The organism is Massilia sp. UYP11, assembly GCF_050434805.1.
Lineage (GTDB): Bacteria > Pseudomonadota > Gammaproteobacteria > Burkholderiales > Burkholderiaceae_D > Telluria.
The window spans coordinates 24,891-50,332 of the sequence record NZ_JBNDJE010000011.1; the positions used below are offsets into that span (position 1 = coordinate 24,891).

At 66.0% G+C, this 25,442-nt stretch carries 22 protein-coding genes, 1 other RNA gene and 1 riboswitch; of the genes, 9 read left to right on the forward strand and 14 right to left on the reverse strand.

What is annotated here, in order from left to right; all coding sequences use genetic code 11:
- Positions 1 to 39 precede the first annotated feature (39 nt).
- From aroA to gyrA, 7 genes are all read right to left on the reverse strand, one after another.
- A complete protein-coding gene (gene aroA, locus ABIB38_RS15450) occupies positions 40 to 1,371 on the reverse strand; it encodes a 3-phosphoshikimate 1-carboxyvinyltransferase (protein WP_429205144.1) in 1,332 nt (443 codons plus the stop codon).
- Positions 1,368 to 2,276, reverse strand: coding sequence for a prephenate dehydrogenase (locus tag ABIB38_RS15455; protein WP_429205145.1), 909 nt, complete (start codon positions 2,274 to 2,276; stop codon positions 1,368 to 1,370). Before ABIB38_RS15455 ends, aroA begins: the two co-directional genes overlap by 4 nt.
- On the reverse strand, positions 2,277 to 3,419 hold the full coding sequence (hisC, locus tag ABIB38_RS15460) for a histidinol-phosphate transaminase (protein ID WP_429205147.1): 1,143 nt from the start codon (positions 3,417 to 3,419) through the stop codon (positions 2,277 to 2,279).
- A gap of 18 nt (positions 3,420 to 3,437) precedes the next feature.
- On the reverse strand, positions 3,438 to 4,508 hold the full coding sequence (gene pheA, locus ABIB38_RS15465; RefSeq protein WP_429205149.1) for a prephenate dehydratase: 1,071 nt from the start codon (positions 4,506 to 4,508) through the stop codon (positions 3,438 to 3,440).
- A 75-nt stretch (positions 4,509 to 4,583) separates the two neighbouring features.
- Entirely contained in the window at positions 4,584 to 5,681 is a 1,098-nt protein-coding gene (gene serC / locus ABIB38_RS15470) for a 3-phosphoserine/phosphohydroxythreonine transaminase (RefSeq protein ID WP_429205151.1), read from the reverse strand.
- A gap of 17 nt (positions 5,682 to 5,698) precedes the next feature.
- Positions 5,699 to 6,268 (reverse strand): DUF2059 domain-containing protein, encoded by a 570-nt coding sequence (locus ABIB38_RS15475; RefSeq protein ID WP_429205153.1) that lies wholly within the window; start codon positions 6,266 to 6,268, stop codon positions 5,699 to 5,701.
- A gap of 91 nt (positions 6,269 to 6,359) precedes the next feature.
- The gene (gyrA, locus tag ABIB38_RS15480; RefSeq protein ID WP_429205154.1) at positions 6,360 to 8,975 is read right to left on the reverse strand and encodes a DNA gyrase subunit A; all 2,616 of its coding nucleotides are present in this window, start codon (positions 8,973 to 8,975) and stop codon (positions 6,360 to 6,362) included.
- Between the two features lie 385 nt (positions 8,976 to 9,360).
- Between gyrA and ompA the strand changes: the two genes are divergently transcribed.
- The 5 genes from ompA (at position 9,361) to ssrA (ending at position 13,073) form a co-directional block, all read left to right on the forward strand.
- On the forward strand, positions 9,361 to 10,065 hold the full coding sequence (gene ompA / locus ABIB38_RS15485) for an outer membrane protein OmpA (RefSeq protein ID WP_429205156.1): 705 nt from the start codon (positions 9,361 to 9,363) through the stop codon (positions 10,063 to 10,065).
- A gap of 89 nt (positions 10,066 to 10,154) precedes the next feature.
- Positions 10,155 to 10,859: a bifunctional 2-polyprenyl-6-hydroxyphenol methylase/3-demethylubiquinol 3-O-methyltransferase UbiG gene (gene ubiG, locus ABIB38_RS15490; RefSeq protein WP_429205157.1), complete on the forward strand. Its 705-nt coding sequence runs from the start codon at positions 10,155 to 10,157 to the stop codon at positions 10,857 to 10,859.
- Positions 10,860 to 10,864: 5 nt separating this feature from the next.
- Complete coding sequence (locus tag ABIB38_RS15495; RefSeq protein ID WP_429205159.1) at positions 10,865 to 11,572, forward strand: HAD family hydrolase; 708 nt, start codon at positions 10,865 to 10,867, stop codon at positions 11,570 to 11,572.
- Between the two features lie 159 nt (positions 11,573 to 11,731).
- Positions 11,732 to 12,346 carry a glycine zipper 2TM domain-containing protein gene (locus ABIB38_RS15500; RefSeq protein ID WP_429205160.1) on the forward strand — a complete coding sequence of 205 codons (615 nt, stop codon included), beginning with the start codon at positions 11,732 to 11,734 and terminating at the stop codon, positions 12,344 to 12,346.
- Between the two features lie 368 nt (positions 12,347 to 12,714).
- Positions 12,715 to 13,073, forward strand: a transfer-messenger RNA (tmRNA) gene (gene ssrA / locus ABIB38_RS15505).
- Between the two features lie 238 nt (positions 13,074 to 13,311).
- Here the strand turns inward: ssrA and ABIB38_RS15510 are convergent.
- The 3 genes from ABIB38_RS15510 to ABIB38_RS15520 form a co-directional block, all read right to left on the reverse strand.
- Positions 13,312 to 13,902 carry a type 1 glutamine amidotransferase domain-containing protein gene (locus ABIB38_RS15510; protein ID WP_429205161.1) on the reverse strand — a complete coding sequence of 197 codons (591 nt, stop codon included), beginning with the start codon at positions 13,900 to 13,902 and terminating at the stop codon, positions 13,312 to 13,314.
- Between the two features lie 92 nt (positions 13,903 to 13,994).
- A complete protein-coding gene (locus ABIB38_RS15515; RefSeq protein WP_429205163.1) occupies positions 13,995 to 14,306 on the reverse strand; it encodes a MerR family transcriptional regulator in 312 nt (103 codons plus the stop codon).
- A gap of 3 nt (positions 14,307 to 14,309) precedes the next feature.
- Entirely contained in the window at positions 14,310 to 15,263 is a 954-nt protein-coding gene (locus tag ABIB38_RS15520) for a DnaJ C-terminal domain-containing protein (RefSeq protein ID WP_429205292.1), read from the reverse strand.
- A gap of 240 nt (positions 15,264 to 15,503) precedes the next feature.
- Positions 15,504 to 15,677: riboswitch (yybP-ykoY riboswitch) on the forward strand.
- Between the two features lie 3 nt (positions 15,678 to 15,680).
- Here ABIB38_RS15520 and ABIB38_RS15525 point away from each other — a divergent pair.
- A complete protein-coding gene (locus tag ABIB38_RS15525) occupies positions 15,681 to 16,238 on the forward strand; it encodes a manganese efflux pump MntP family protein (protein WP_429205164.1) in 558 nt (185 codons plus the stop codon).
- A 16-nt stretch (positions 16,239 to 16,254) separates the two neighbouring features.
- On the opposite strand, the gene ABIB38_RS15530 is transcribed toward ABIB38_RS15525, so the two are convergent.
- The 3 genes from ABIB38_RS15530 to tssF all read right to left on the reverse strand — a co-directional run bounded on the left by ABIB38_RS15530 (position 16,255) and on the right by tssF (position 19,875).
- Positions 16,255 to 16,884, reverse strand: coding sequence for a type 1 glutamine amidotransferase domain-containing protein (locus ABIB38_RS15530; RefSeq protein ID WP_429205165.1), 630 nt, complete (start codon positions 16,882 to 16,884; stop codon positions 16,255 to 16,257).
- Between the two features lie 118 nt (positions 16,885 to 17,002).
- Positions 17,003 to 18,034 (reverse strand): type VI secretion system baseplate subunit TssG, encoded by a 1,032-nt coding sequence (gene tssG, locus ABIB38_RS15535; RefSeq protein WP_429205166.1) that lies wholly within the window; start codon positions 18,032 to 18,034, stop codon positions 17,003 to 17,005.
- On the reverse strand, positions 18,031 to 19,875 hold the full coding sequence (gene tssF, locus ABIB38_RS15540; RefSeq protein ID WP_429205167.1) for a type VI secretion system baseplate subunit TssF: 1,845 nt from the start codon (positions 19,873 to 19,875) through the stop codon (positions 18,031 to 18,033). Before tssF ends, tssG begins: the two co-directional genes overlap by 4 nt.
- Positions 19,876 to 20,073: 198 nt before the next feature.
- On the opposite strand from tssF, the gene ABIB38_RS15545 reads away from it, so the two are divergent.
- Together ABIB38_RS15545 and ABIB38_RS15550 are read left to right on the forward strand one after the other, a co-directional pair.
- Positions 20,074 to 21,492: an MATE family efflux transporter gene (locus tag ABIB38_RS15545; RefSeq protein WP_429205169.1), complete on the forward strand. Its 1,419-nt coding sequence runs from the start codon at positions 20,074 to 20,076 to the stop codon at positions 21,490 to 21,492.
- A 51-nt stretch (positions 21,493 to 21,543) separates the two neighbouring features.
- Complete coding sequence (locus ABIB38_RS15550; protein WP_429205171.1) at positions 21,544 to 23,763, forward strand: S9 family peptidase; 2,220 nt, start codon at positions 21,544 to 21,546, stop codon at positions 23,761 to 23,763.
- A 78-nt stretch (positions 23,764 to 23,841) separates the two neighbouring features.
- Here ABIB38_RS15550 and ABIB38_RS15555 read toward each other — a convergent pair whose 3' ends face one another.
- Positions 23,842 to 24,048, reverse strand: a complete 207-nt coding sequence (locus tag ABIB38_RS15555) for a CsbD family protein (RefSeq protein ID WP_429205172.1) — start codon at positions 24,046 to 24,048, stop codon at positions 23,842 to 23,844.
- Between the two features lie 182 nt (positions 24,049 to 24,230).
- On the opposite strand from ABIB38_RS15555, the gene ABIB38_RS15560 reads away from it, so the two are divergent.
- Positions 24,231 to 25,328, forward strand: coding sequence for an AI-2E family transporter (locus ABIB38_RS15560; RefSeq protein WP_429205174.1), 1,098 nt, complete (start codon positions 24,231 to 24,233; stop codon positions 25,326 to 25,328).
- The last annotated feature ends 114 nt before the right edge of the window (positions 25,329 to 25,442 follow it).

Genomic DNA, 25,442 nt, shown 5'->3' on the forward strand with positions numbered 1-25,442 from the left:
GCGACCTGGTCCGCCGGACCAGGTCGCCCCACGCGAAGGTTAGAACAGCTCGTTGCGGGCAATGCCCGCGAACGCCTCGAAATAATCGGGGAAGGTCTTGGCGACGCACTTCGGATCGTTGATGCGCATCGCGTTGCCGCGGCGCGCCTTGCCGTCCAGCGAAGCGAGCGAGAAGCACATCGCCATGCGGTGGTCGTCGTAGGTGTCGATCGTGGCCGGCTTGAGTTCTTCCGGCGGGGTGATGCGGATGTAGTCGGGCCCCTCCTCCACCTCGGCGCCGACCTTGCGCAGTTCGGTGGCCATGGCCGCCAGGCGATCGGTTTCCTTCACGCGCCAGCTGGCGATATTGCGCAGGGTGCTCGGGCCGTCGGCGTACAGCGCCGCCACCGCGATCGTCATCGCCGCGTCCGGGATATGGTTGAAGTCGGCGTCGATGGCCTTGAGCACGCCGTTCGAGCGCGCTTCGATCCAGTTGTCGCCGCGGGTGACGATGGCGCCCATGCGCTCGAGCGCATCGGCGAAGCGCACGTCGCCCTGGATGCTGTGTTCGCCCACGCCCTCCACCCGCACCGGACCGCCGGCGATCGCGCCGGCCGCCAGGAAATACGACGCCGACGACGCGTCGCCCTCGACGTGGATCGTGCCGGGACTGCGGTAGCGCTGGCCGGGATGCACGGTGAACGAGGCCCAGCCGTTCTGCTCGACCTCGACGCCGAAGCGGCGCATCAGGTTCAGGGTGATCTCGATGTAGGGCTTCGAGATCAGTTCGCCCACCACGTCGATCGACACCGCATGGGTCGTGGCCATCAGCGGCGCCGCCATCAGGAGCGCGGTCAGGAACTGGCTCGACACATTGCCGCGCACGGCGATGCGCTGCGGGTTGACGCGGCCGCGCCGGATGCGCAGCGGCGGGAAGCCCGGCTCGCCCGTGTACTCGATCTGGGCGCCGACCTCGTTCAGCGCATCGACCAGGTCGCCGATCGGGCGCTCGTGCATGCGCGAGACGCCGTGCAGCGTATAGTCGCCGCCGATCACGGCCAGGGCGGCGGTCAGCGGACGGATCGCGGTGCCGGCATTGCCCATGAACAGGTCGGCTTCATGGTTCGGCAGCACGCCGCCATTGCCGTGCACGACCACGGTGCGCTCGTCGACCTCGTCCCACTGAATACCCAGCGCGCGCAGCGCGCCCAGCATCACCATGGTGTCGTCCGAGGCCAGCAGGTCGTGGATCGTGGTCGCGCCCTCGGACAGCGCCGCCAGCAGCAGCGTGCGGTTCGAGATGCTCTTGGAACCCGGCAGCCGCACCGCGCCTTGCGCATGAAGCACGGGCTCGAGGTCGATATGCTGCGGATAGTGTTTTTGCTGCGTCATGTGTTTTCCTGATTGGGCGAACGCCGCTCCAGCGCGCCGGCCTCGATGGCCTCTTGCCATTCGCGGCGCGCGCGCTGGGCGGTCGTATAGATTCCTTGCAAGCCGACGCCGTCGGCCGCCGCGAGCATGGCCCGCATCGACGTCAATTGTGCCAGATATGCATCCAGCTCGGACAGCAGCGCGGCGCGGTTGGCCAGGCTGATGTCGCGCCACATCTCGGGCGACGAGCCGGCGATGCGCGTGAAGTCGCGAAAGCCGCTGGCGGCGTACTGGAACAGCAGGTCCGCATGCGGCCTGGCGGCGATGTCGTCCACCAGCGCATAGGCCAGCAAGTGCGGCAGATGGCTGACGGCGGCGAACACGCGGTCATGGTCTTGCGGGCTGAGCGTGTGGATCACGGCGCCGCAGGCGCGCCAGGCGCCGGCGACCCGCTCGACGTCGGACGGCGCATTCTCCGGCAGCGGCGTCAGCACGCACTTCTTGCCCTGGTACAGCCCGGCCAGCGCGGCCTCGGGACCGTTCGATTCGCTGCCCGCGATCGGGTGGCCCGGCACGAACTGGCGCACGCGCTCCCCCAGCACCACGCGCGCGGCCGCGACCACGTCGCACTTGGTGCTGCCGGCGTCGGTCACGACCGTCCCCGGCTCGAGGTGCGGCAGCAGCGCTTCCAGGATCGGGCCGGTCTGGGCCACCGGCGCGGCCAGCAGCACCAGGTCGGCGCCGCGCAGCGCGTCGGCATGGTCGCCAGTCACCCGGTCGACGATGCCCAGTTCGAGTGCGCGCGCCAGCGCTTCCGGATGCCGGCCGATGCCGACCACCTCGCCCACCATGCCGGCGCGTTTGAGCGCCAGCGCGAACGAACCGCCGATCAGGCCGACGCCGACGATAACGACTTTGGTGAGCATTCAGCCTCGCGCGCTCGCGCTCTCCGTCGCGAGCGCTCGCTTGAGCGCGTCGATGAAGGCCGCGTTTTCTTGCGGCAGGCCGATCGAGATGCGCAGCCACTGCGGCAGGCCATAGGCGCCGACCGGACGCACGATCACGCCCTGCCTGAGCAGCGCCAGGTTCACGCGCGCGCCGGCGTCGTCGTCGGCGCCGACCTTGACCAGCACGAAGTTGCCGAACGACGGCACGTATTCGAGCTTGAGCTCGTCGAACGCGGCGACCAGCTGCCGGTAGCCGTCGGCATTGTTCTGCGCGCCCTTGGCCAGGAATGCCTTGTCGTTCAGCGCGGCGATCGCGGCGGCCTGCGCCAGCGAGTTGACGTTGAACGGCTGGCGGATGCGGTTCATCAGGTCCGTCACTTCCGGCTGGGCGATGGCAAAGCCCACGCGCAGGCCGGCCAGGCCGTAGGCCTTGGAGAAGGTGCGCGAGACGATCAGGTTCGGGTATTTGCGCACCCAGGCGCTCGACTCGAACTGGTGCTGCGGCGCCAGGTATTCGTTATACGCTTCGTCGAGCACCACGATCACGTTGGCCGGAACCTTCTGCAGGAAGGCTTCGACCTGGTCGGCCGGGATGAAGGTGCCGGTCGGGTTGTTCGGGTTGGCGACGTAGACCAGGCGCGTGTCCGCATCGATCGCGGCGGCCATCGCATCCAGGTCGTGGCCGTAGTTCACGCTCGGCACCACGATGGCGCGTCCGCCCACGCCCTGCGTGGCCAGCGCGTACACCGCGAACGAATACTGCGAATAGACCACCGCCTCGCCCTTTTGCACAAAGGCGTGGGCGGCGATCTCCAGGATGTCGTTGCTGCCGTTGCCGAGGGTAATCCACTCGAGCGGCACGTCGTAGCGCCGCGACAGCGCGGTCTTGAGCTCGAAGCCGTTGGCGTCCGGGTAGCGGCCGAGATCGGCGGCGGCTTCGAGCATCGCGGCGCGGCTCGATTCCGGCAGGCCGAACGGGTTCTCGTTGGACGCCAGCTTGACGATCGCCGCTTCGTCGAGACCGAACTCGCGGGCGACTTCGGCGATGGGTTTGCCGGCCTGGTAAGGGGCGATGGCGCGGACATACTCGGGACCGAACTGCGCAGGACCAAATTTCGACATGGGGTTTCTCTCTGATGGTTAAAGGCTTTGCGGGTACGAGCCCAGCACCTTGAAGAAGGCGGCGTTGTCCTTCAGTTCCTCGAGCGCGCGCGCGACCGGGGCGTCGTGCACATGGCCCTCGATGTCGACGTAGAAGTAATACTCCCAGGTGCCGATGCGCGCCGGGCGCGATTCGAAGCGGGTCATCGACACGCCATGCTTTTCGAGCGGCGCCAGCAGGTTGTAGACGGCGCCGGCCTTGTTCGGCACGGCCAGCACGATGCCGGTGCGGTCGCGGCCAGAAGGACCGGTCTGCAGCTGGCCGATCACCACGAAGCGCGTGCGGTTGTGCGGATCGTCCTGGATGTGGGCCTGGACCACGCCCAGCTGATACTGCTCGCCCGCCATCTCGCTGGCGATCGCGGCGACCGTCGGATCCTGGCTCGCCAGCACGGCCGCCTCGGCGTTCGAGGCCACGGCGCGGCGCTCGAGGTGCGGGTGGTGCAGGTTGAGCCAGACCTGGCACTGGGCCAGCGCCTGCGAATGCGCGCAGATGGTCTTCACGCCGTCCATCGAACCGGTCTTGCTCATCAGGCTGTGGTGCACGGCGATCGACACCTCGCCGCTGATGATGGTGGTGGTCGCCAGGAGCAGGTCGAGCGACCGGTTGATCGCGCCTTCGGACGAGTTCTCGACCGGGACCACGCCGAAATCGGCAGTGCCGGCCTCGGTGGCGCGGAACACCTCGTCGATCGACACGCACGGCAGCGTCTCGATGGCGGTGCCGAACTGCTGGAACACGGCCTGCTCGCTGAAGGTGCCGGTCGGGCCCAGATAGGCGACCGTCACGCGCTTTTCGAGCGCGCGGCAGGACGACATGATCTCGCGGAAGATGGTTTGCACGTCCTTGTCCTTGAGCGGACCGGGATTGCGCTCGGCGACGCCGCGCAGCACCTGGGCTTCGCGCTCGGGACGGAATACGGGGGCGTTGGTTTCGGCCTTGACGTGGCCGACCTCTTGCGCGACCTTGCCGCGCTCGCTCAACAGCGAGAGGATTTGCGCGTCGATCGCATCGATGCGTTCGCGCAGGGGTTTGAGTTTGTCTGTCATCGTTATGCTGTGTGGTCGATTGGTTCGCCTGACCGGTGCTGCACGCCTGAAAGCCCCGGCATGCCGGGGCGAGTCTCAACGACCGGCGAACTCGTTCAAGTAATCGACGAGGGCCTGTACGCCCTCGATCGGCATCGCGTTGTAGATCGATGCCCGCATGCCGCCGACGGACTTGTGGCCCTTCAGTTGCAGCAGACCGCGCGCTTGTGCGCCGGCCAGGAATGATTGGTTCAGCGATTCGTCGCGCAGGTAGAACGGCACGTTCATGCGCGAACGGAACTCGGGCGCCACGCGATTGCTGTAGAAATCGTCGCGATCGAGCGCCTCGTACAACAGCTTCGCCTTCTCGATGTTGCGCGCCTCCATCGCCGCCACGCCGCCGTTGGCCTTGAGCCAGGCGAACACCAGGCCCGCGATATAGATCGCATAGGTCGGCGGCGTGTTGTACAGCGAATCATGCTCGGCGCAGGTCTTCCAGTGGAAGGCCGACGGGCACTGCGGCGACGCATGGTCCAGCAGGTCGTCGCGCACGATCACCAGGGTCAGGCCGGCCGGCCCGATATTCTTCTGGGCGCCGGCAAAGATCACGCCGTATTTCGAGACGTCGATCTTGCGCGACAGGATGTGCGAGGACATGTCGGCCACGATCGGCATATCGGGGTCGCTCATTGGATCCATCCTGGGCGCGTCCGGGTATTCGACGCCGTCGATGGTCTCGTTGGTGCAGATGTGCAGGTAGGCGGCGTCCGGCGACAGGCGCCAGGAATCGCGCGGCGGGACCCGGGCAAACCCTTCCGCCTCGCTCGAGGCGGCGACGTTCACGCGCGCATAGCGCGCCGCTTCCTTGATCGACTTGCCCGACCACGAACCGGTGTGGACGAAGTCGATCACCGGGTCTTGGCGGCGCCCGGCCAGGTTGAGCGGCACGATGGCGTTCTGGCCCAGCCCCCCGCCCTGCTGGAACAGGATTTTGTAGTTGGCCGGCACGTCCAGCAGCTCGCGCAGGTCGTCCAGCGCCTGGCGGTGGATGCTGGAAAATTCTGGACCGCGATGGCTCATCTCCATCACCGACATGCCGCTGCCGTGCCAGTCGAGCATCTCGCTCGCCGCCTGCTGCAGCACTTCTTTCGGAAGGACGGCGGGGCCGGCCGAGAAGTTGAAGATCTGGGTCATGCGGTCCTTTCTATGGTTTATTTGGCCTGGGCGTTCTGCATCACTTCCAGCATCAGGCCGTTCAGGCGCGGCGCGACGATCTTCTGGCCCGCCGCCATGCTTTCGGCGGCCAGGCGCGGGGACAGGGCCAGCATCTTCTGGCCCAGCGGGGTGCGGTAGAAGGCAGCCAGTTCCTTCAGTTCGGCGACGCTGTAATTGCGGGCGTACAGCGGGCCGATCTCGGCCATCATCTCGTCGACCAGCGCCGGATCGCGGAACATGCGGTTGATCGCCTCGATGGCGCCCGGCAGCACCTGCTCGACCCTGGCCATGGCCGCCTGCTTCTTCTCGTCGCTGGCGGTCGGATCGGCATTGATCACGGCCGTCATCTGCGAACGCATCATCTGCGGCAGCGCCGTCTCCATCTCGGTGAACGAGGCCAGCATCATCTTGCGCACGTCCATCGCTGCCAGCAGTTCCTTGACGGCGGCGCGCTCTTGCTCGCTGCCCTGGGCGGCAGCGGCCGGCGCGGCGTCTTGCGCGAAAACGAGCGAAGGAACGCCGGCGAAGGCGGCGGCGCAGGTCACGGCGAGCAGGATGTTCTTCATTGGTTTTCCAGGCGGGCGCTGGCGCCCATTGCATTGAACGGAGGGTGCAAGCGCGTGCAGTTTCCACGCACGCGCTTGCACCCGGGCGCCATCATTCCGGCGCCGGTTCGAGCTCGACTTCTTCGAGGTCGGTCTCGACGATGCGCTGCAGGCCGGACAGCTTGGTGCCATCTTCCACCGCGATCAGGGTCACGCCCTGGGTCGCGCGGCCCATCTCGCGGATTTCGGACACACGCGTGCGGATCAGCACGCCGCCAGTCGTGATCAGCATGATCTCGTCGCTCGGCTCGACCAGGGTCGCGGCCACCACTTTACCGTTACGCTCGCTGGTCTGGATCGCGATCATGCCCTTGGTGCCGCGGCCGTGGCGGGTGTACTCCGTGATCGGGGTACGCTTGCCGAAGCCGTTCTCGGTGGCGGTGAGGACGGTCTGCTCTTCGCTCTCGGCCACCAGCAGCGCGATGACCTGCTGGCCTTCTTCCAGGTTCATGCCGCGCACGCCGCGCGCGGTGCGGCCCATCGGACGCACGTCGTTCTCGTCGAAGCGCACGGCCTTGCCGGCGTCGGAGAACAGCATCACGTCGTGCTTGCCGTCGGTGAGCGCGGCGCCGACCAGCACGTCGCCTTCGTCCAGGTCGACCGCGATGATGCCAGCCTTGCGCGGGTTCGAAAAGTCGCGCAGCGGCGTCTTCTTGACCGTGCCCAGCGAGGTCGACATGAAGACGTAATGGTCTTCGGGGAAGGTGCGGTTCTCGCCCTGCAGCGGCAGCACGACGGTGATCTTCTCGTTGTCCTGCAGCGGGAACATGTTGACGATCGGCTTGCCGCGCGAATTGCGCGAGCCTTGCGGCACTTCCCACACCTTGAGCCAGTACATCCGGCCACGGTTGCTGAAGCACAGCATGTAGTCGTGCGTATTGGCGATGAACAGCTGGTCGATCCAGTCTTCGTCCTTGGTCGCCGTCGCCTGCTTGCCGCGGCCGCCGCGCTTCTGGGCGCGGTATTCGGAGATCGGCTGCGCCTTCATGTAGCCGGAGTGCGACAGGGTCACCACCATGTCCTGCGGGGTGATCAGGTCTTCGGTCTCGAGGTCGCTGGCATTGTGCTCGATGGACGAGCGGCGGGTGTCCTTGCCGTTGTCGGCGTACTCGGCCTTGATGGCGGCCATCTCGTCGACGATGATCGTGGTGACGCGCTCCGGCTTGGACAGGATGTCGAGCAGGTCGGCGATGTGGGACATCACTTCCTTGTACTCGTTGACGATCTTGTCCTGCTCGAGGCCCGTCAGGCGCTGCAGGCGCATCTGCAGGATCTCTTGCGCCTGCTCGTCCGACAGCTTGTACATGCCGTTCTGCTGCATGCCGTAGTGCTTCGGCAGGTGCTCGGGACGGAACGCCGCGATGCCGCCGGATTCGCCCAGTTCGGTACGGTTAAGCATCTCGCGCACCAGCGACGAATCCCAGGCGCGCTCCATCAGCTCGACCTTGGCGACCGGCGGGGTCGGCGCGGCCTTGATGATGGCGATGAAGTCGTCGATATTGGCCAGCGCGACGGCCAGGCCCTCGAGCATGTGGCCGCGGTCGCGCGCCTTGCGCAGCTCGAACACGGTGCGGCGGGTGACCACTTCGCGCCGGTGCGACAGGAAGCACTCGAGCATCTGCTTGAGGTTCAGCAACTTCGGCTGGCCATTGACCAGCGCCACCATATTCATGCCGAAGGTGTCTTGCAGCTGGGTCTGCTTGTACAGATTGTTCAGCACGACTTCTGGCACTTCGCCGCGCTTGAGTTCGATCACCACGCGCATGCCCGATTTGTCGGACTCGTCGCGGATGTCGGAAATGCCTTCGAGCTTCTTGTCGCGCACGTTTTCGGCGATGCGCTCGAGCAGCGACTTCTTGTTGACCTGGTATGGCAGCTCGTCGACGATGATCGCGGTGCGGTTGCCGTCGCGGCCCACTTCCTCGAAGTGGGTCTTGGCGCGCATCACCACGCGGCCGCGGCCGGTGCGATAACCGTCGCGCACGCCCGAGACGCCATAGATGATGCCGGCGGTCGGGAAGTCCGGCGCCGGGATCAGTTCGATCAGCTCGTCGATGGTGCAGTCGGGATTGCGCAGCACGTGCATCGCGCCGGCGATCACTTCGGACAGGTTGTGCGGCGGGATATTGGTCGCCATGCCGACCGCGATGCCGGACGAACCGTTGATCAGCAGGTTCGGGATGCGGGTCGGCAACACCGTCGGCTCTTTTTCCTTGCCGTCGTAGTTAGGCTGGAAATCGACGGTGTCCTTGTCGATGTCGGCCAGGATCTCGCCGGCGATGCGGTCGAGGCGGCATTCGGTGTAACGCATCGCCGCGGCGCTGTCGCCGTCGATCGAGCCGAAGTTGCCCTGGCCATCGACCAGGGTGTAGCGCAGCGAGAAGTCCTGGGCCATGCGGACCAGGGTGTCGTAGATCGACGAGTCGCCGTGCGGGTGGAACTTACCCATCGTGTCGCCGACCACGCGCGCGCACTTGAGATAGGGACGGTTCCACACGTTGTTCATCTCGTGCATCGCGTAGAGCACGCGGCGGTGCACCGGCTTCAGGCCGTCCCGTACGTCCGGCAGCGCACGGCCCACGATCACGCTCATGGCGTAATCGAGGTAGCTCTTGCGCATCTCTTCTTCGAGGGAAATCGGGACTGTTTCTTTTGCGAATTGATCCATTGGGCGGGTCGACTGCTTTCAGGCGATGGTTATAAGTTGCAACGGAGGATTCTACCATGCGGCAGATGGCCGTTGCTCAATTCCGGCCGGCCTGCTCCGGACGCTGGAAATCGCCGATGGAACGGCGGGATGCGCGAAATTTCGCGGATTGTCGTTGCCGGTCGGCTACGCATGAAGAAATGTTGCGGGGAAACAACGTCAAGCGATTAATGCTCATTGTTTGATTTGGGTGCAGTCGTGCGATTTTGGTGCATGTGGCAAAATGGACAGGAAGTCAATTGCTTGTTTCACAATACGAAACAGACGGGTGCGACCGCCATGTTAATCTTATGACCACATCGAGCCTGTCTGAATCGCTACGGAATTAACCGAAAAGGAAAAGAATATGAAGAAACTGATCACTGTCCTGCTCGCAGCGTCGGCCGCAATCGCGGGCGTCGCCTCTGCCCAAAGCGCCCCACCCTACGCACCGCTGACCACCGACATCCAGGCCCGGACCCCTTACAGCGCCTATGTACAAGACGCCCGCGGCGTGATCGCGCGCAATCCTTTCGGCCTGTGCTGGCGCACCGGCTACTGGACCCCGGCCGACGCGGTCCCAGGTTGCGATGCACCGCTGTGCGTCGAGCCAGAGAAACTTGAAAACGGCAAGTGCGTCGCGCCGCCGCCAGTGGCAGCGCCTGCGCCGGCTCCTGCGCCAGCGCCAGTGGCCGCACCGGTGCCGACCTCGGAAAAAGTCAGCTACTCGGCCGACGCCTTCTTCGACTTCGACAAGGCGATCCTGAAGCCGGCCGGCAAGGCCTCGCTGGATGAGCTGAGCGCCAAGCTGGGCGACATGAACCTGGAAGTCATCATCGCCGTCGGCCACACCGACTCGATCGGCACCGATGCCTACAACCAGAAGCTGTCGATCCGTCGCGCCGAAGCCGTCAAGGCCTACCTGAAAGGCAAAGGCATCGAAGAGACCCGCATCTACACCGAAGGCAAGGGCGAAAGCCAGCCGAAGGCGGACAACAAGACCGCCGAAGGCCGCGCACAGAACCGTCGCGTGGAAATCGAAGTCGTCGGTACCCGTACCGTCAACAAGTAATCCAGGCTGACGCCTTCGAAACCCCGCTGCGGCGGGGTTTTTTCATTGGTGAGCCGTTCCCCTGCACCAAATCCGCTATTATTCGGGCCATGACGACGACAAACGCAGACCCATTAGAAATCCAGAAGTTCAGCGAACTGGCCCACCGCTGGTGGGACCCGACCTCCGAATTCCGTCCGCTGCACGAAATCAACCCCTTGCGCCTCGAGTGGATCAATGCGCGCGCGCCACTGAGCGGCAAGAACGTGATCGACATCGGTTGCGGCGGCGGCGTGCTGTCCGAATCGATGGCGCGCAAGGGCGCCAAGGTCACCGGCATCGACCTGTCCAAGAAGGCGCTCAAGGTCGCCGACCTGCATAGCCTGGAATCGGGCGTGGAAGTGCGCTACAAGCACATCGCGGCCGAAGAGATGGCCGAACAGGAAGCCGGCCAGTTCGACGTCGTCACCTGCATGGAAATGCTGGAGCATGTACCCGACCCGGCCTCGATCGTGCGCGCCGCCGCCAAGCTGGTCAAGCCGGGCGGCCATGTGTTCTTTTCGACCCTGAACCGCAATCCGAAGTCCTACCTGTTCGCCGTGATCGGCGCCGAGTACGTGCTGCGCATGCTGCCGCGCGGCACCCACGACTACGCCAAGTTCATCACGCCCGCCGAGCTGGCCCAGTTCGTGCGCCAGGCCGGCCTGCAGGTCGACAGCCTGAAGGGCCTGACCTACAACCCGCTGACCAAAATCTATTCGCTGAACAACGACACCGACGTGAACTACATGGTGGCGTGCAGCAAACCGCTCTGAACGACATGAACTTTCCGACCGTGATGCCGGCACCGCGTGCCATCCTGTTCGACCTCGACGGCACCCTGGCCGATACGGCGCCCGACCTCGCCGCGGCCGTGAACTGGCTGCGCCTCGAGCGCGGCCTGGACCCGACCCCCTATGAGGTGCTGCGCCCGACCGCATCGAGCGGCGCGCGCGGCATGATCGGCGCCGCCTTCGGCCTAGCGCCGGGCGACGAGGGCTACGAGGAACTGCGCCTGGCCTGGTTCAACCGCTACCAGTCGGCGATGTCGCTGCATACGACGCTGTTCGACGGCATCCCCGAGCTGCTGGACGGCATCACGGACGCCGGCATGGTCTGGGGCATCGTCACCAACAAGCCGTCGCGCTTCACCGATCCGCTGGTGCCGCAGATCGCGCTGGCGCACGCCGGCTGCATCGTCTCGGGCGACACCACGGGCTTCGCCAAACCCCACCCCGCCCCGCTGCTGGAAGGCGCGCGCCGCCTCGGCCTTGCACCAGAACAGTGCTGGTACGTGGGTGACGACCTGCGCGACATCGAAGCCGGGCGCGCCGCCGGCATGGTCACCGTCGCCTGCGCCTGGGGCTATTGCGGCGCGATCGAACCGTCGACCTGGGGCGCGGATTACCTGCTCGACACGCCGGCCGCGCTGCTGGCGCTGCTGGGCCAGGTATCCGAAGCGGCGCGCCAGGCCGAGCGCGCCGCCTGAAGCTGACCTCCACCTCCGGACGGCGCCCATTCGCGGCGCCGTTTTTCTTTGGCGCTGTGCTTACATCTATTTACGATTGATACAGCGACACGTCTATCTCTGCGTCGGGCTCGCCAGTAATCTACTCCCATACGAACACGCCAACACTCGGAGCAGATCATGGAAAACACCACTACCAACCGCATCCACCCAATGATGGCCGCTGCCGCCGCGTCGGTCATCATCGTGAGCCTGACTGGCGCCGCCGCGATCACCGGCCTGCTGCCGACGTCGAAGAGCGCGCCAGAGGCAGGCATGCCGCTGGCAGCCGCCGCGCCATACGCCATGCCGCAGGCCGGCATGCAGGCGCCGATGAACGGCTACGCTGCCCAGCCTGGCCAGATGGCGCCGATGGCGGCCAACGGTCAGCAGATGGTCCCGGCAATGGTGCCCGCGATGGTCCCGGCCCAGCAGGTGGCGTATGCCCAGCCGGTCGCCCAGGTGCAGCCGCAGCCGACCGTGATCGTCAAGGAGAAGCCGGTGGTGAAGGTGGTCGAGCGAACCCGCGTCGTGCACGCCAAGCCGCAGCCGGTGCGCTACGAAGAGCCGCGCTACTCCCAGCCGGCCCCTGCCCCGGCCCAACCGAACTACGTCGGCATCGGCACCGGCGCCGTCATCGGCGGCCTGATCGGCAACCAGATCGGCGGCGGCAATGGCAAGAAGCTGGCCACCGTGGCCGGCGTGATCGGCGGCGGCATCATCGGCAATGAAATCGCCAACCGCAACGGCCGCTAAGCAAGCGAAGCAAGTACTGACTTATCCTCTCTGTCCCTTGGCAGCGGACGCTTCAGTCTGCGGCATTTTTTTGAACACGTCGACGATGATATCGGTCGGGAACATGTGCAGCACTGGAATCGCGCGCAGGATCGCCATCTACTGGATGGAGAGCGACACGGCCGGCACGTTGCCGGCGCAGCGCAGCCGCTCGAGCAAGCCCTTGGCGCGCAGCGCCGGCATGCCAGCTGCCTCGGCCAGTTCAGGTGATTTTGGAATGCGTCGCGGTAAACTGACTCGGCTTTACGACAGCAGACTTTAAGCAGGCGCTAAGGGAACAAGCCTGTACATCATCCGCGCTTGGAGTACAATAGGGTTTCTTGACGTCTGGGGGCGACCTGGTTTCGACGTGGGTTGCAAAGCAGCGCAGGGCATACCGAGGACTGGTTACCTCGTAAATACATCCAGAAATCAATAACTGCAAACGATAACTCGTACGCACAAGCAGCTTAATTGCTGCTAGCTCTACAACACCTCGCCTCTGGGGTGAGTCGCAAGACTAGTAGAGTCATTTACAGAGGCTAGGACTCAACCGGGTTACTTGGTTGCTTCCGAAATTTAAGGTAACTCGCTTGTACAAAGGGTGCACATCCCCGTTGTACAGGTCAAATCAAATGATAGTGCTAAGTATGTAGAACTGTCTGTAGAGTGCTTGCGGACGCGGGTTCGATTCCCGCCGCCTCCACCAAAAATTCCGCTAACCCGCTGCTTTGTCAGCGGGTTTTCTTTTTGCTATCCGCTGCTTCGTCAGCGGGTTTTCTTTTTGCTATCCGCTGCTTCGTCAGCGGGTTTTCTTTTTGCTGACCGCTGCTTCGTCAGCGGGTTTTCTTTTTCCTGCCCTGCCGGCCCTGGCCTGTCGCCGCAAGCGAGCGCCCCAGGACGACCACACCGGCAACGGACACGCCGCATCAACCCGGGCCTTGCCCCTAAGCCGTCGGCCCCGGATCCGTCCCCGGCGGTATCAGCAGCTCTTTCAGCAGCGCCTCGTTAAAGGCCGGCAGATCGCCGGGATGTCGGCTGGTGATCAATTTGTCGTCAATCACCACCGGATCGTCGGTCCACTCGGCCCCGGCGTTCAACAGGTCGCGGCGCAACGATGGCCAGCTGGTCATGTGCTTGGCCTGCGCCACGCCCGCGTCGATCAGCGTCCACGGCCCGTGGCAGATCGCGGCGATCGGCTTTTCCTTCTCTTCGTCTCCGAAGGCGCGGATGAACGCGATGGCCTCTTCGCTCAGGCGCAGCTGATCGGGATTGGCCACCCCGCCCGGCAGCACGAGCGCATCGAAGTCCACCGTCCGCGCGTCACGCACGTGCATCTCCACCTTGAATTTATCAGCTGGCACCAGGTCGTTGAACGCCTGGACCTCGTCCCCGACGTTCTTCGGCGACACCAGCACTACCGTGGCCCCACGTTCCTCCAGAAAACGTCGTGGTGACGTGTATTCGACCTGTTCCACACCGTCCGTCATCAGCATGGCAACGCGCGTTCCCTGCAAGGGTAAATCCTGATTTTCCATATGGCCTCCATGCCGAAAGCGAACGGTGAGCGACATCGACGGGATCGAATACAGGCGGCCCGACCGGCTCCGCGCGCCGGCGGCATCGCCCCCTACTTGAGCCCCAGCACGCGCATTCGCGTGCGCAGTCGCCGTACCTCGTCGCTCAGGTCGATCACCAGCGCCGCGATCTGCTCGTTGGCGTCGAAGTCGCGCTCGATGCTGAGCAGGCGCCGCACGCGGTCCAGGTCGCTACTGCCGAAACGCAGGCTCGTCACCTGCAGCACCGGCTCGCCGCCCAGCACGCCGGCCTGCACGTGGCGCACCACCCACTCCGGTTCCACGTTCGCCGCCCGCGCCAGTTCGTCCAGGCTCAGGGCCATCTCTTCCAGCAGCACGCCGGTCAGGGTCTGTGGCTGTCGCATCGTTCAGGCTCCCATGTCTGCACGCGGATTGAAAGACATCTCGCGCGCCATCTGTTCGTACAGCTCTTTCGCGCGCGCGGTATTGGCCGGGGGCAGTACCACCTCGAGGATCAGGTACAGGTCGCCCGGCGTGGCGGCCGGGATCCCGCGCGCCTTCAGGCGCAGCTTGCGGCCCGTTTGCGAGCCCGCGGGAACCGACACCTCGACCGTCCCGGAGGGCGTCGGCACCGGTATTTTCGCGCCCAGCGCCGCTTCCCACGGCGCCACCGGCACGGTCTCGTACACGTTCGCGCCCTCCACCCGGTAGCGCGGGTCTTCCCTAAATTGGATTTCCAGGTACAGGTCGCCGGCCGGACCGCCCCCGACCCCGGGCTGGCCCTGCCCCGCCAGCCGCAACTGCTGGCCGGGGGTGACGCCCTTCGGAATGCTCACGCTCAGGGTCTTTTCCTGCATCGTCACCTGGCCCTGCGCGTCCTGCACCGGCACGCGCAGGCTGATGTTGCGCGTCGCGCCGGTATAGGCGTCGCGCAGGTCGATCGTGATGGCGGCATGGATGTCTTCGCCGCGCATCTGGAAGCCCGCGCCGCCAAAGCCCCCGCCCGCGCCGCCGCCCGCACGGCCACGGCGCCCCATGTGCGCAAACAGGTCGGCGAGGAAGTCGTCGGTGCCGGCGCCGGCGTCGGAGAAGTCGTACTGCGAGGCCCAGTCCGGCGGCGGCCGGAATCCGTCGCCGGTCTGCCGGCCGCGGCGGCCCAGGTCGTCGTAGGCCGCCCGCTTTTCGGCGTCGCCCAGCACGTCGTAGGCTTCGTTGATTTCCTTGGTCTTCTCGGTCGCGTCCTTGTGCTTGCTGACGTCCGGATGGTACTGGCGCACGAGCTTGCGGTAGGCCTTCTTGATGTCCTCCGGGGACGCGTCCTTGTCGACCTTTAAGGTCTTGTAATAGTCCTTGTACTCCACGCGCACCTCCGCAAAGGTTTTCGTCATCGTACGCGCCTGCTCCCCCGGACAGCGCACGGTTACCGGGGATCGGGTCCGTCGCCGCGCCACTGCCGAATCTTGCATGAGTGCTATTTTTTTAAAGCTTGGTCGAGAGAGCAAACCACGCCCACGGAGGGGCAAGGCGTGTCGGACGGACCGGGCCAGCGCCATCCTCGTGCACGCGGGTTTGTTTCTTGTCTTCAAGCCATTCTTGCGTTACCATGGCGGCCGCCCTTGGGGAGTAGCCTACTTCCGCAACGGAAGTTTCCGCATCAACATACTTGACGTTTCCACGTCATGGTCCGGAAGCCTTCTGGTTGGCAAGACCATTGGCATGTCTGCGCGACGATCGGGCCGCGCGGCATGCCTTGTGTCGTGCCCGATCGGAAAGCTGTCATGACCCTCGCTGCAATCATCATTCTCGCCCTTGCCATGTCCACCGACGCCTTCGCCGTCGCGATCGCCATGGGTTCCCGACGCGCCCACGTCCTGTTCAAGGACGCCCTGAAGGTCGGCATTCTGTTTGGCATCATCGAGGGCGTCACGCCGCTGATCGGCTGGGCGCTCGGCAGCATTGCCGCGTCCTACGTCGAGAACTGGGACCACTGGATCGCCTTCGCCCTGCTCGGCGGCCTGGGCGTGCGCATGATCATTGAGGGATGCAGCGAACCGGATGCGGACGCGGACGATCCTGCCCGCCCGTTCTGGCTGCTGGCCCTGACCGGCTTCGCCACCAGCATTGATGCGCTGGTGGTCGGCGTCGGCCTGGCCTTTGCCGACACCGGCATCCTGTGGCCGGCGCTGGCAATCGGGCTGGCGACCCTGACGATGGTGACGCTGGGATTACTGATCGGCCGCCGCATCGGCGCCGTGGTGGGCAAGCGCGCCGAGATCTTCGGCGGCCTGGTATTGATCGCGGTGGGCAGCGTCACGCTGTACGAACACCTGCAGTGACGCCGCCGCGGCAGGGTCAGGACGTCGGACCCGGGTCGCTGCCCGCCTGCTGCAGCACCATCAGCTGTTTCTGGATCGCTTCGTTGAACGCCGGGATGTCGTCCGGCTTGCGGCTGGTGATCAGCTTGCCGTCGACGACGACTTCCTGATCGGACCATTCGGCGCCGGCGTTGCGCAGGTCGTGCTGCAGCGACGGCCAGCTGGTCAGGTGCTTCGACTCGGCCACGCCGGCGTCGATCAGCGGCCACGGGCCATGGCAGATCGCGGCGATCGGCTTGTCCTCGTCGCCGAAGGCCTTGATGAACGCGATCGATTCAGGGCTCAGGCGCAGGGTGTCCGGATTGGCCACGCCGCCCGGCAGCAGCAGCAGGTCGTAGTCGCCCGATTTGGCGTCCTGCACGCTCAGTTCGACCTTGAATTTCTGGTCCGGCGTCAGTTGATCGAAACCCTGGATCTCCTCGCCCACTTTCTTCGGCGAGACCAGGGTCACCTTCACGCCGAGCTCCTCGAGGAAGCGGCGCGGCGCCGTATACTCGACCTGCTCGACGCCGTCGGTCATCAGGACCGCGACGCGCCGGCCCTGCAGGGACTGGGTGGCTGCCGGTTCCACGTGGTCCGCCGGCTGCATGTTTTCTGCTTGTTGCATATGACCTCCTTATCGATGCCGTTGATTCGCAATGCGATTGATTCGCGATGCGGTTGACTGGCATTGATTGTAGATCTATCAACGCGCCGGCGGCGCGCGCATGCCTGCCGGCATTCAATTACTCGGCCGGCCCGATTGAATCGAGCAGATAACATACGTCGTCGCGGTCGCGCCGCCCGGCCCGGGGGCACAGGAATCCATCCAGTCCCAGGCGCACCGCGCCGTCCAGGCAGGCGCCGCCGACGTCCTCGCGCCGCAGCACCACCTGCAGTTCGCGGAACGGCACCTCGATCGCGAAGCGGTCCAGCAAGGCGGCCAGCGCCCGTGCCCCTTCGGCGCCGGGCAGGAAACGCTCGAAGGCGCGCGCATCCAACGGCCCCAGCCGGATGCGGATACCCAGCTCGGGCCGCAACAGGCGCGCTCCCGCGGTCGCGCCCTCCCCCAGCACGCAGTTGCTGCTCGCGAGCCGCGTGCGCTGCCCCGGCTCGAGCACGTCCCAGCGTCCGGTAAATTGTTCGACCCGCACCGGCACCCGGAAGTACGCTCTCAGCACGCCCGCGATCGACTCCGCGCCGACCACCCGGCTGCGCAGCGCCGCCGCGAACCGGGCCAGGCTGGCCGCCTCCACGCCGGGCATGGCGTCCTCGCGCGACGGCACCCCTGCCAGCGCCAGCAGCAGCGGCAGGAAACGGTCGACCCCGGGTTCCATCGGATGGCGTACCCGGTACTTGCACCAGGCCCGGTAGAACAGTCCCACCTGGCGGCTCGACAACAGGTCGAGGAAGGCGCGCGGCCCCTCGTCGCGCACGGCGAGCTCCCAGGCCGCGAAACGTTCGGTGTAATGCAGCGGCAAGGTCCCCATCACGCCCAATAAACCCATCAGCGTGGGCGTGACGCTCACCGCCGGCACGCCCTCGGTGGTGGGCACGATGGCCTCGATCTCGCTGGCCGGAAAGGCCAGCCCCAGGCTGTTGCGAAAGCGGATCAGGCCGCCCAGGGCATGCTCGGGTGCGATGCCCTGGTGCGCCAGCCAGCTCACCAGCAGCCGCACGGCCTGGAAGAATTCGTAGCGTTGCGGCTGCCGCAACAGGTCGACGATGGCGCCGGTGCGCCGCGCGGCGCTCCCGCCGGCAGTCACGCCGCCGCTCATACCAGCGCCAGGCTGCCGTTGCGGGGCTCGCATCGCAGCAACTCCTTGTCGCTCTGCGCCGACACCAGCACCAGCCGGGTAAAGCTGTTCAGGTGCACGTACAGGCCCAGGAAGCGGCTCACGACCTGCGCGAACACGAACAGGCTGCTGCCGGCGAAGGCTTCCTCGTCCACCGTCATGCGCACGTCGATGCCGTGCACCAGGCTCGCGCCATGACGGTTGCGCAGCCAGGCGGTGGCCGGGCTCGATGCCATCGCGCTGACGCCGGCGATCTGGCGCTGCGAGGCGCCAGAGCGCGGCAGGTCGTACAGGGCCAGCGTCTCGCGGAAGGCGTCGAGGTCGGCCAGCGACCGGTGGTTCAGGGCCAGTTGCGTCACCAGGCGCCAGTGGGTGCCGTTGCGGTTGCCGAAGCGCAGCGGTGCAGAGGGCTTACGCAGCAGGCGGATCGGCAGGCCGCCCGTCGCGGTCTCGCTGGCCAGGTCGCCGCCCGGCGCCTTGATGCCGACGCCGCAGGCGGCCGCGCCGTTGCTGCAGGTCAGGTCGATCGAGGCCACGCTGGCATCCTCCCCCAGCCGCGAAAAATCGTCGTCGGTGAAAGCGATCTTCATGCGGTGACGGCTGTCGCCGCTGTCGTCGCGGCGCGCGAACCAGTAGCGCCGGCCATGCTCGCCGGCGGCGCCCCCTTCGCCGTGGCGCAGTCCGTAATAGGGACGGTATTCCACGCTGGCGGCCTTGCCGTCCTCGGTCCTGAGCACGTGCACGGCGTCGATCGCATACACCTCGACGCCCTCCTCGTGCCGGCTCGGCGCCACGTCGTACATCGCCGAACGGTGCGTGATGCGCACCGGCGCCGCCGCCTGCCGGAACAAATTCACCACCGGCACGCAGCCGGTGAGCAGGTTGGCGGCAGACAGCGCGCGCAGGATGCGCGCCGGGCCGGCTTCGGCATGCATGCCGGAGAGCAGGAAATGCAGGGTGAAGCGGCACGCGCCGGCCGGCAGCAGCGGCGCCAGCCGGGCCAGGTCGACGTCCAGGAAGTGGAATTTATCGGGGAAGGCGAAGTACTCGGTCAGCAGCCGGTAGGCGGGATGGGCGTGCTCCGGTTCCGGCACCAGCGCCTCGTCGGGCTCCAGGCCGCCCAGTTGCAGCGCCGCGCCGTCCAGGCGGCGCCAGCCCTCCATGCCTTCGGCCTCGAGCCAGGTCTCGACCACGTTCATGCCCAGGGCGTCGATCAGCGCCGCCGACAGCAGGGCGTCGCCGTCGACGTACAGGCGCAGGCGCGGCAGGCCGCGACCATGCAGCATGCGCGCCGGCGCCACGCTGTCGAAGGCGATGCCGATGCGCGCGCCCGCGCGCGGCGGCAGCCGGATGCGCGGCGGGACGTGGGCCACCGGCTCGAACCAGGCGCGCGCCACCTTCACCGGCGCCAGCGCCAGTTCGGCCGTGGTGCGAAAGGTGCACGGCGCGCCGCGCGCCCTGAGCGAACTCATCTCGGTGCCGCGCGGCACCGCCTGCACGTGCTCGATCTTGCCGGCCCGGGCCTGCGGATCGCCGCCGTCCACCTGCGCGATCGAGCAGCTCGGCAACCCGTGCAGGAAGTGCGGATACAGGCTGTCCAGCAGGGCTTCGGTCAGCTCCGGATAGTCGTCGTCGAGCTTTTTCGCGGTGCGCGCGTTGAGCAGCGCGCAGGCCTGGATCAGGCGCCGGATGTGGGGGTCTTCGCTGCCCTCCGGCCCCAGCCCCAGCTCGGCGGCCAGCCGCGGGTACTGGTGGGCGAGCTCGCGGCCGACGGTGTTCAGGTAGACCAGTTCGCGCTCGTAGTACGGCAACAGTTCTTCCATGAAGACCTCCTCGGGCTATCGCTCTACGGTGGTGCAGATCGCGGCAAGTTGTATTGCGTATGCGCAACATTAACGATGGGATAAAACTTGGTGCGATCAACAGATCTCTCCCTGGCCTGCCCTGCCGGGACAGGCGCTTACACCGGTCTTGACAATAAATCAGTAAAATCACGGGTCCATCGTCCCCCTACCCGCATCATGACCGCCACCCACGCCACCAGCACCGTCGCCGCCACGCCCGTCCGCACCGAGATCGTCACCCTGTGGCGCCTGTCGTGGCCGGTGCTGGTCGGCCAGCTGGCGACGGTCGGCATGGGCGTGGTCGACGTCGCCCTCACCGGCCACGTCAGCGCCGACGAACTGGCGGCGGTGTCGCTGGGCACGGCGGTATGGTCGATCGTGCTGGTGACGGTGATGGGCACCATGATGGCGATTAACACCGTTGTCGCGCACGAGATCGGCGCCGCGCGTCACGACCGGGTGCCGCATTCGGTGCGCCAGGCCATGTGGAAGGGCTTGCTGGTCGGCCTGGTCGGCTGCCTGTTCGCCAACCTGTGCACGCTGCTGTTCGACCACATCGGCATGGACGCCCACGTGGCCGACCGCGCCGCGCTGTTCCTGCACGTGATCAGCGTCGGCATGCCGGCCTTCGGGGTGTACCGCGCGCTGTATGGATACACCACCAGCATCAACCAGACCAAGCCGGTCATGTGGATCGCCATTGCCGGCCTGGTGTTCAATACCGTGCTCGCCTGGGTGCTGGTGTACGGAAAATTCGGCTTCCCGCAGCTGGGCGCGGTCGGCTGCGCGGTCGCCACCGCCGCTGCACTGTGGATGATGCTGGGCGCCATGCTGTGGTGGATCGTGCGCTCGCCGGCGTACCGCCTGACCTACCCCTTCGACCGCTACGAAGGGCCGGATGCGCGCGAGATCGGCGCCCAGCTGCGCCTCGGCCTGCCGATCGGCGTCACCTATTTTGCCGAAGTCAGCGCCTTCGGCCTGATCAGTCTGCTGGTTGCGCGGTATGGCGTGGTGCAGGTGTCGTCGCACCAGATCGCCCTGAACTTCGCCTCGCTGGTGTTCATGGTGCCGCTCAGCTTCGCGATCGGCATGCTCACCCGCGTCGGCCAGGCGATGGGCGAAGGCGACCCGGTGCGTGCGCGCTTCGTCGGCTGGGTCGGCGTGGGCGTCTCGGTCAGCTTCGGCGTGGCGGCCGCGCTCGGCATCGCCCTGTTCCGCTGGGAGATCGCGGCCATGTACACCTCCGACCCGGCGGTGCAGCAGGTGACCGCCAACCTGCTGCTGTTCGCCGCCCTGTTCCAGCTGTCGGACTCGACCCAGGTGGCGACCGCCTCGGCGATCCGCGGCTACCAGGTGACGCGCCCGCCGATGGTGATCCAGCTGCTGTCGTTCTGGGGCCTGTCGCTGCCGCTCGGCTGCATCCTCGGCCTGGCGCCGGCCTGGTTCCCGTGGACCCCGGCCGCGCCGATGGAAGCCACCGGTTTCTGGATCGGCCTGGTGGTGGCGCTGACGGTGGCGGCGGTGTTGCTGACCTGGCAGTTCGAGAAGCTGGCGCGCCAGCGGATCCGCGATGGCGCGATGGCGCAGCCCCGCTGACTCTGGTATCGTCTCGCGATTGCTGTAAATTAATAATCCTCGAGAGACATCATGCGCCCTCTTCTCCTCCTACTGGCCGCGCTCGCGGCCGCTCCCGCCATGGCCGAACGACTGACACTGGACCGCATCTACGGTGAATCTTCGCTGGCCGGCGCCAGCGTGCGCAACCTGCGCGTCTCGCCCGACGGCGAACGCGTGACCTTCCTGCGCCCGCGCGCCGACGACCAGTACCGTCTCGACCTGTGGGAATACAACACCAGGAGCAAGGCGACGCAGCGCCTGGTCGATTCCAAGCAGCTGGTGCCGAACGAGGAATTGTCACTCGAGGAAAAAGCGCGCCGCGAACGCGCGCGCACCGCCGGCCTGTCGGGCATCCTCAACTATTACTGGTCGCCCGACGGCAAGCGGCTGCTGGTGCCGATCGGCGGCGACCTGTATCTCGTGGATGCCGCCAGGCCGGAAGCCGCGCGCAAGGTCGCCTCGGGCAACGTCATCGATCCGAAGATCTCGCCGCGTGGCCGCTACGTGTCGTTCGTGCGCAACCAGAACCTGGTGGTGATCGATCTCGCCACCGGCGCCGAGCGCCAGCTGACCACGGATGGCAAGGGCACCGTGCACAACGGCGAAGCGGAATTCATCGCCCAGGAAGAGATGGACCAGCACACCGGCTACTACTGGGCGCCGGACGATTCGCACATCGCCTACCGCCGCTACGACGAGGCGCCGGTGCCGGTGGTACGCCGCTTCGAGATCTTCGCCGACCGCACCGAAGTGATCGACCAGCACTACCCGGCCGCGGGCGACCCGAACGTGGCGATCGAGCTGATGATCGTCGATCCGGCCACCGGCGCGCAGCGCAAAATCGACCTCGGCCAGGACAAGGACATCTACCTGGTGCGCGCCGACTTCAGCGCCGACGCCAAAACCCTCGTCTACCAGCGCCAGACGCGCGACCAGAAGCGCCTCGACCTGGTGGCGGTCGACGTCGCCACCCTGGCCCAGCGTCCGCTGTTCTCGGAAACCTCCCCTACCTGGGTCGAAGTCCATAACGACCTGCGCTTCCTCAAGAACCGCCAGGCCTTCGTCTGGGCGTCCGAGCGCAGCGGCCGCAAGCACCTGTACCTGTATGACCTGAACGGCAAGCTGCTGCACCCGATCTCGCGCGGCGACTGGGGCGTGGACAATATCCTGGCCGTCGACGAAGGCGCCGGCAAGGTCTATGTGTCGTCGAATCGCGACGCCGTGATCGACAAGCAGACCTATGCGCTGTCGCTGGACGGTCGCGGCGCCGACAAGCCGACCCGCATCACCCAGGGCGACGGCTGGCACGAGGCCTCGTTCGCCGGCAACGGCAAGCTGTTCGTCGACACCTATTCGAACCCGAACACCCCGCCGCAGGTATCGATCCGCCGCGCCGACGGCAGCATGGTCGAGTGGATCGAAAAGAACGAACTCGATGCCGACCATCCGTACACGCGCCACCTCGATGCGCATCTGCCGACCGAATTCGGCACCCTGAAGGCGGCCGATGGCCAGACCCTGCACTATTCGATCATCAAGCCGGCCGGGTTCGATGCGAACAAACGTTACCCGGTATTCCTGTTCACCTATGGCGGCCCGCATTCGCAGCGCGTGACCCGCGCCTGGGGCAATTATTTTGACCAATACATGGCGCAGCAGGGCTTCGTGGTCTTCCGCCTCGACAACCGCGGCTCGGGCCGCCGCGAGCGCCAGTTCACCGATGTGTTGCACAACAACCTGGGCCAGCACGAAGTCGAAGACCAGGTGGCCGGCATCGACTGGCTCGCCAGGCAGAGCTTCGTCGATCCGAAGCGCGTGGGCGTGTTCGGCTGGAGCTATGGCGGGTTCATGACCTTGCGCCTGCTCTCCGCGGCGTCAGGCAAGATCGCGATGGGCGTGTCGGTGGCGCCGGTGACCGACTGGGCGCTGTACGACACCCACTATACCGAGCGCTACGTCGGCGGCACCCCGAAGGGCGATCCGGAAGCTTACCGGCGCAGCGGCGTGTTCGCCCACCTGGACGGCATGCAATCGCGCCTGCTCCTGATCCACGGCATGGCCGACGACAACGTGCTGTTCTCGAACACCACCCTGCTGATCGACGAACTCGTCAAGCGCAATGTGCAGTTCGACCTGATGACCTATCCGGGCGCCAAGCACGGCATGTCGGGTCGCACCAACCAGCGCCACGTGTATGGCCTGATCGAGTCCTACTTCAAGCGGCAGCTGGGCGGCACGCAGCCGAACTGATCGCTGTTTTCCAAAACAAAACGGCCGCGTCGATCGACGCGGCCGTTGTTCATTGCGCTCGAAAAAGCGCGGCGTGGCTTACGGACGTGGCGCTGGACGGGTTGCGCCGTCCACGGCATCCTTCACGCCTTCTTTCGCGTCGCCGTAGGCTTCCTGGGTCTTGCCCTCGGCCTGGTTTGCCAGGCCCTTGGCCTGCTGTTCGGTGCTGCCCACCGCTTTACCGGCGCCTTCCTGAATCTTGCCGCCGATGTCTTTCAGTTTGCCTTCGACTTGGTCTTTGTTCATGGTGTTCTCCTTGAGTAATACATGCCTGGATGGCCATGCGATGACTTCAGAATAGTCCTTTCGCGCCCGCTCATCTGTTCGCGCACGCACATAGTCATGCGACCCCATCCGCGCGACATTTTTATGGCTTGAATGCTAATCTTTTTTTGCAACGCGGCGCGCCGCTCGAGAAGAGAATCCCCATGAATGACACCACTCCCGACACCGTCCCGGCAACCCATGACGCCCCACAAGGCCAGCGCCGGCTGGCGCGCCGTGTGACCCTCGTCAATGGCATCGCAGTGCTGTTCGTCCTTGGCCTGGCCGCCGCCGTGCTGGCGGCCGATGCGCTGCTGCTGGTGTTCGCCTGCGTCCTGTTCGCCATCCTGCTCTATAAACTGAGCGAGATCATGCACCGGCGCTTTCATCTGCAGCGCAAGCTCGCGCTCGGCATCGTCGTGCTGCTGCTCGGCGCCATCATCGGCTTGGGCGGCTGGGCGATGGCGCCGCAGATTTCCGAACAGTCGACCCAGCTGGCGAAGGAAATCCCGGCCGCCATCGAGCGCCTGCAGGGCGAAGTCGAACAGCATCCCCTGCTCAAGCGCGTCGTCGACGAACTGCCGCCGCCGGAAGACATCGTCAAGCAGATGAGTTCGCTGGTGCCGAATGCCGGCCTGTTCTTCACGGGCGTGCTGGGCGCCCTCGGCAACGTCGTCATCATCATTTTCGTCGGCATCTATTTTGCCGCCACGCCGGGTGTGTATACCGGCGGCTTCATCCGCCTGATCCCGCAGCACAGGCGCGGCCGCGCGCGCGAGGTCATCGATGAGATCGGTGATTCGCTGGCCAGCTGGCTGCTCGGCAAGGCGGTGTCGATGCTGATCGTCGGCACCACCACCGCGATCGGCCTCTCCCTGCTGGGCGTGCCGCTGGCGCTGATCCTGGGCATCATCGCCGGCCTGCTCGACTTCATCCCCTACCTCGGCCCGATCATGGCCGGCATCCCGGCGGTGCTGCTGGCACTGTCGATCAGTCCGGAAATGGCGATGTATGCGCTGCTGCTGTTCGCGGCCATCAACATGCTTGAAGGTTATGTGCTGCAGCCAATGATCGAAGCCAAGGCGATCGACCTGCCGCCTGCGCTGGTGATCGTGATGCAGCTGGTCTTCGGCACCCTGTTCGGCTTCGCCGGCGTGGCGCTGGCGACACCGCTGGCCGCAGTGCTGTCGGTGCTGGTCAAGATGCTCTATATAGAAGACGTGCTGGGGGACCGGCCGGCGCAAGGAGCGGCGCCCGGCTGAGGGCGCTGGCCTGGCGTCGCCATCCGGACGCCTGGCGCATCATCCGGGACGCAATTCGGCGGCCAGATAGCAGAACGGCCCGGTCGCGTTCACGACCGGGCCGTTCTGGAAGAC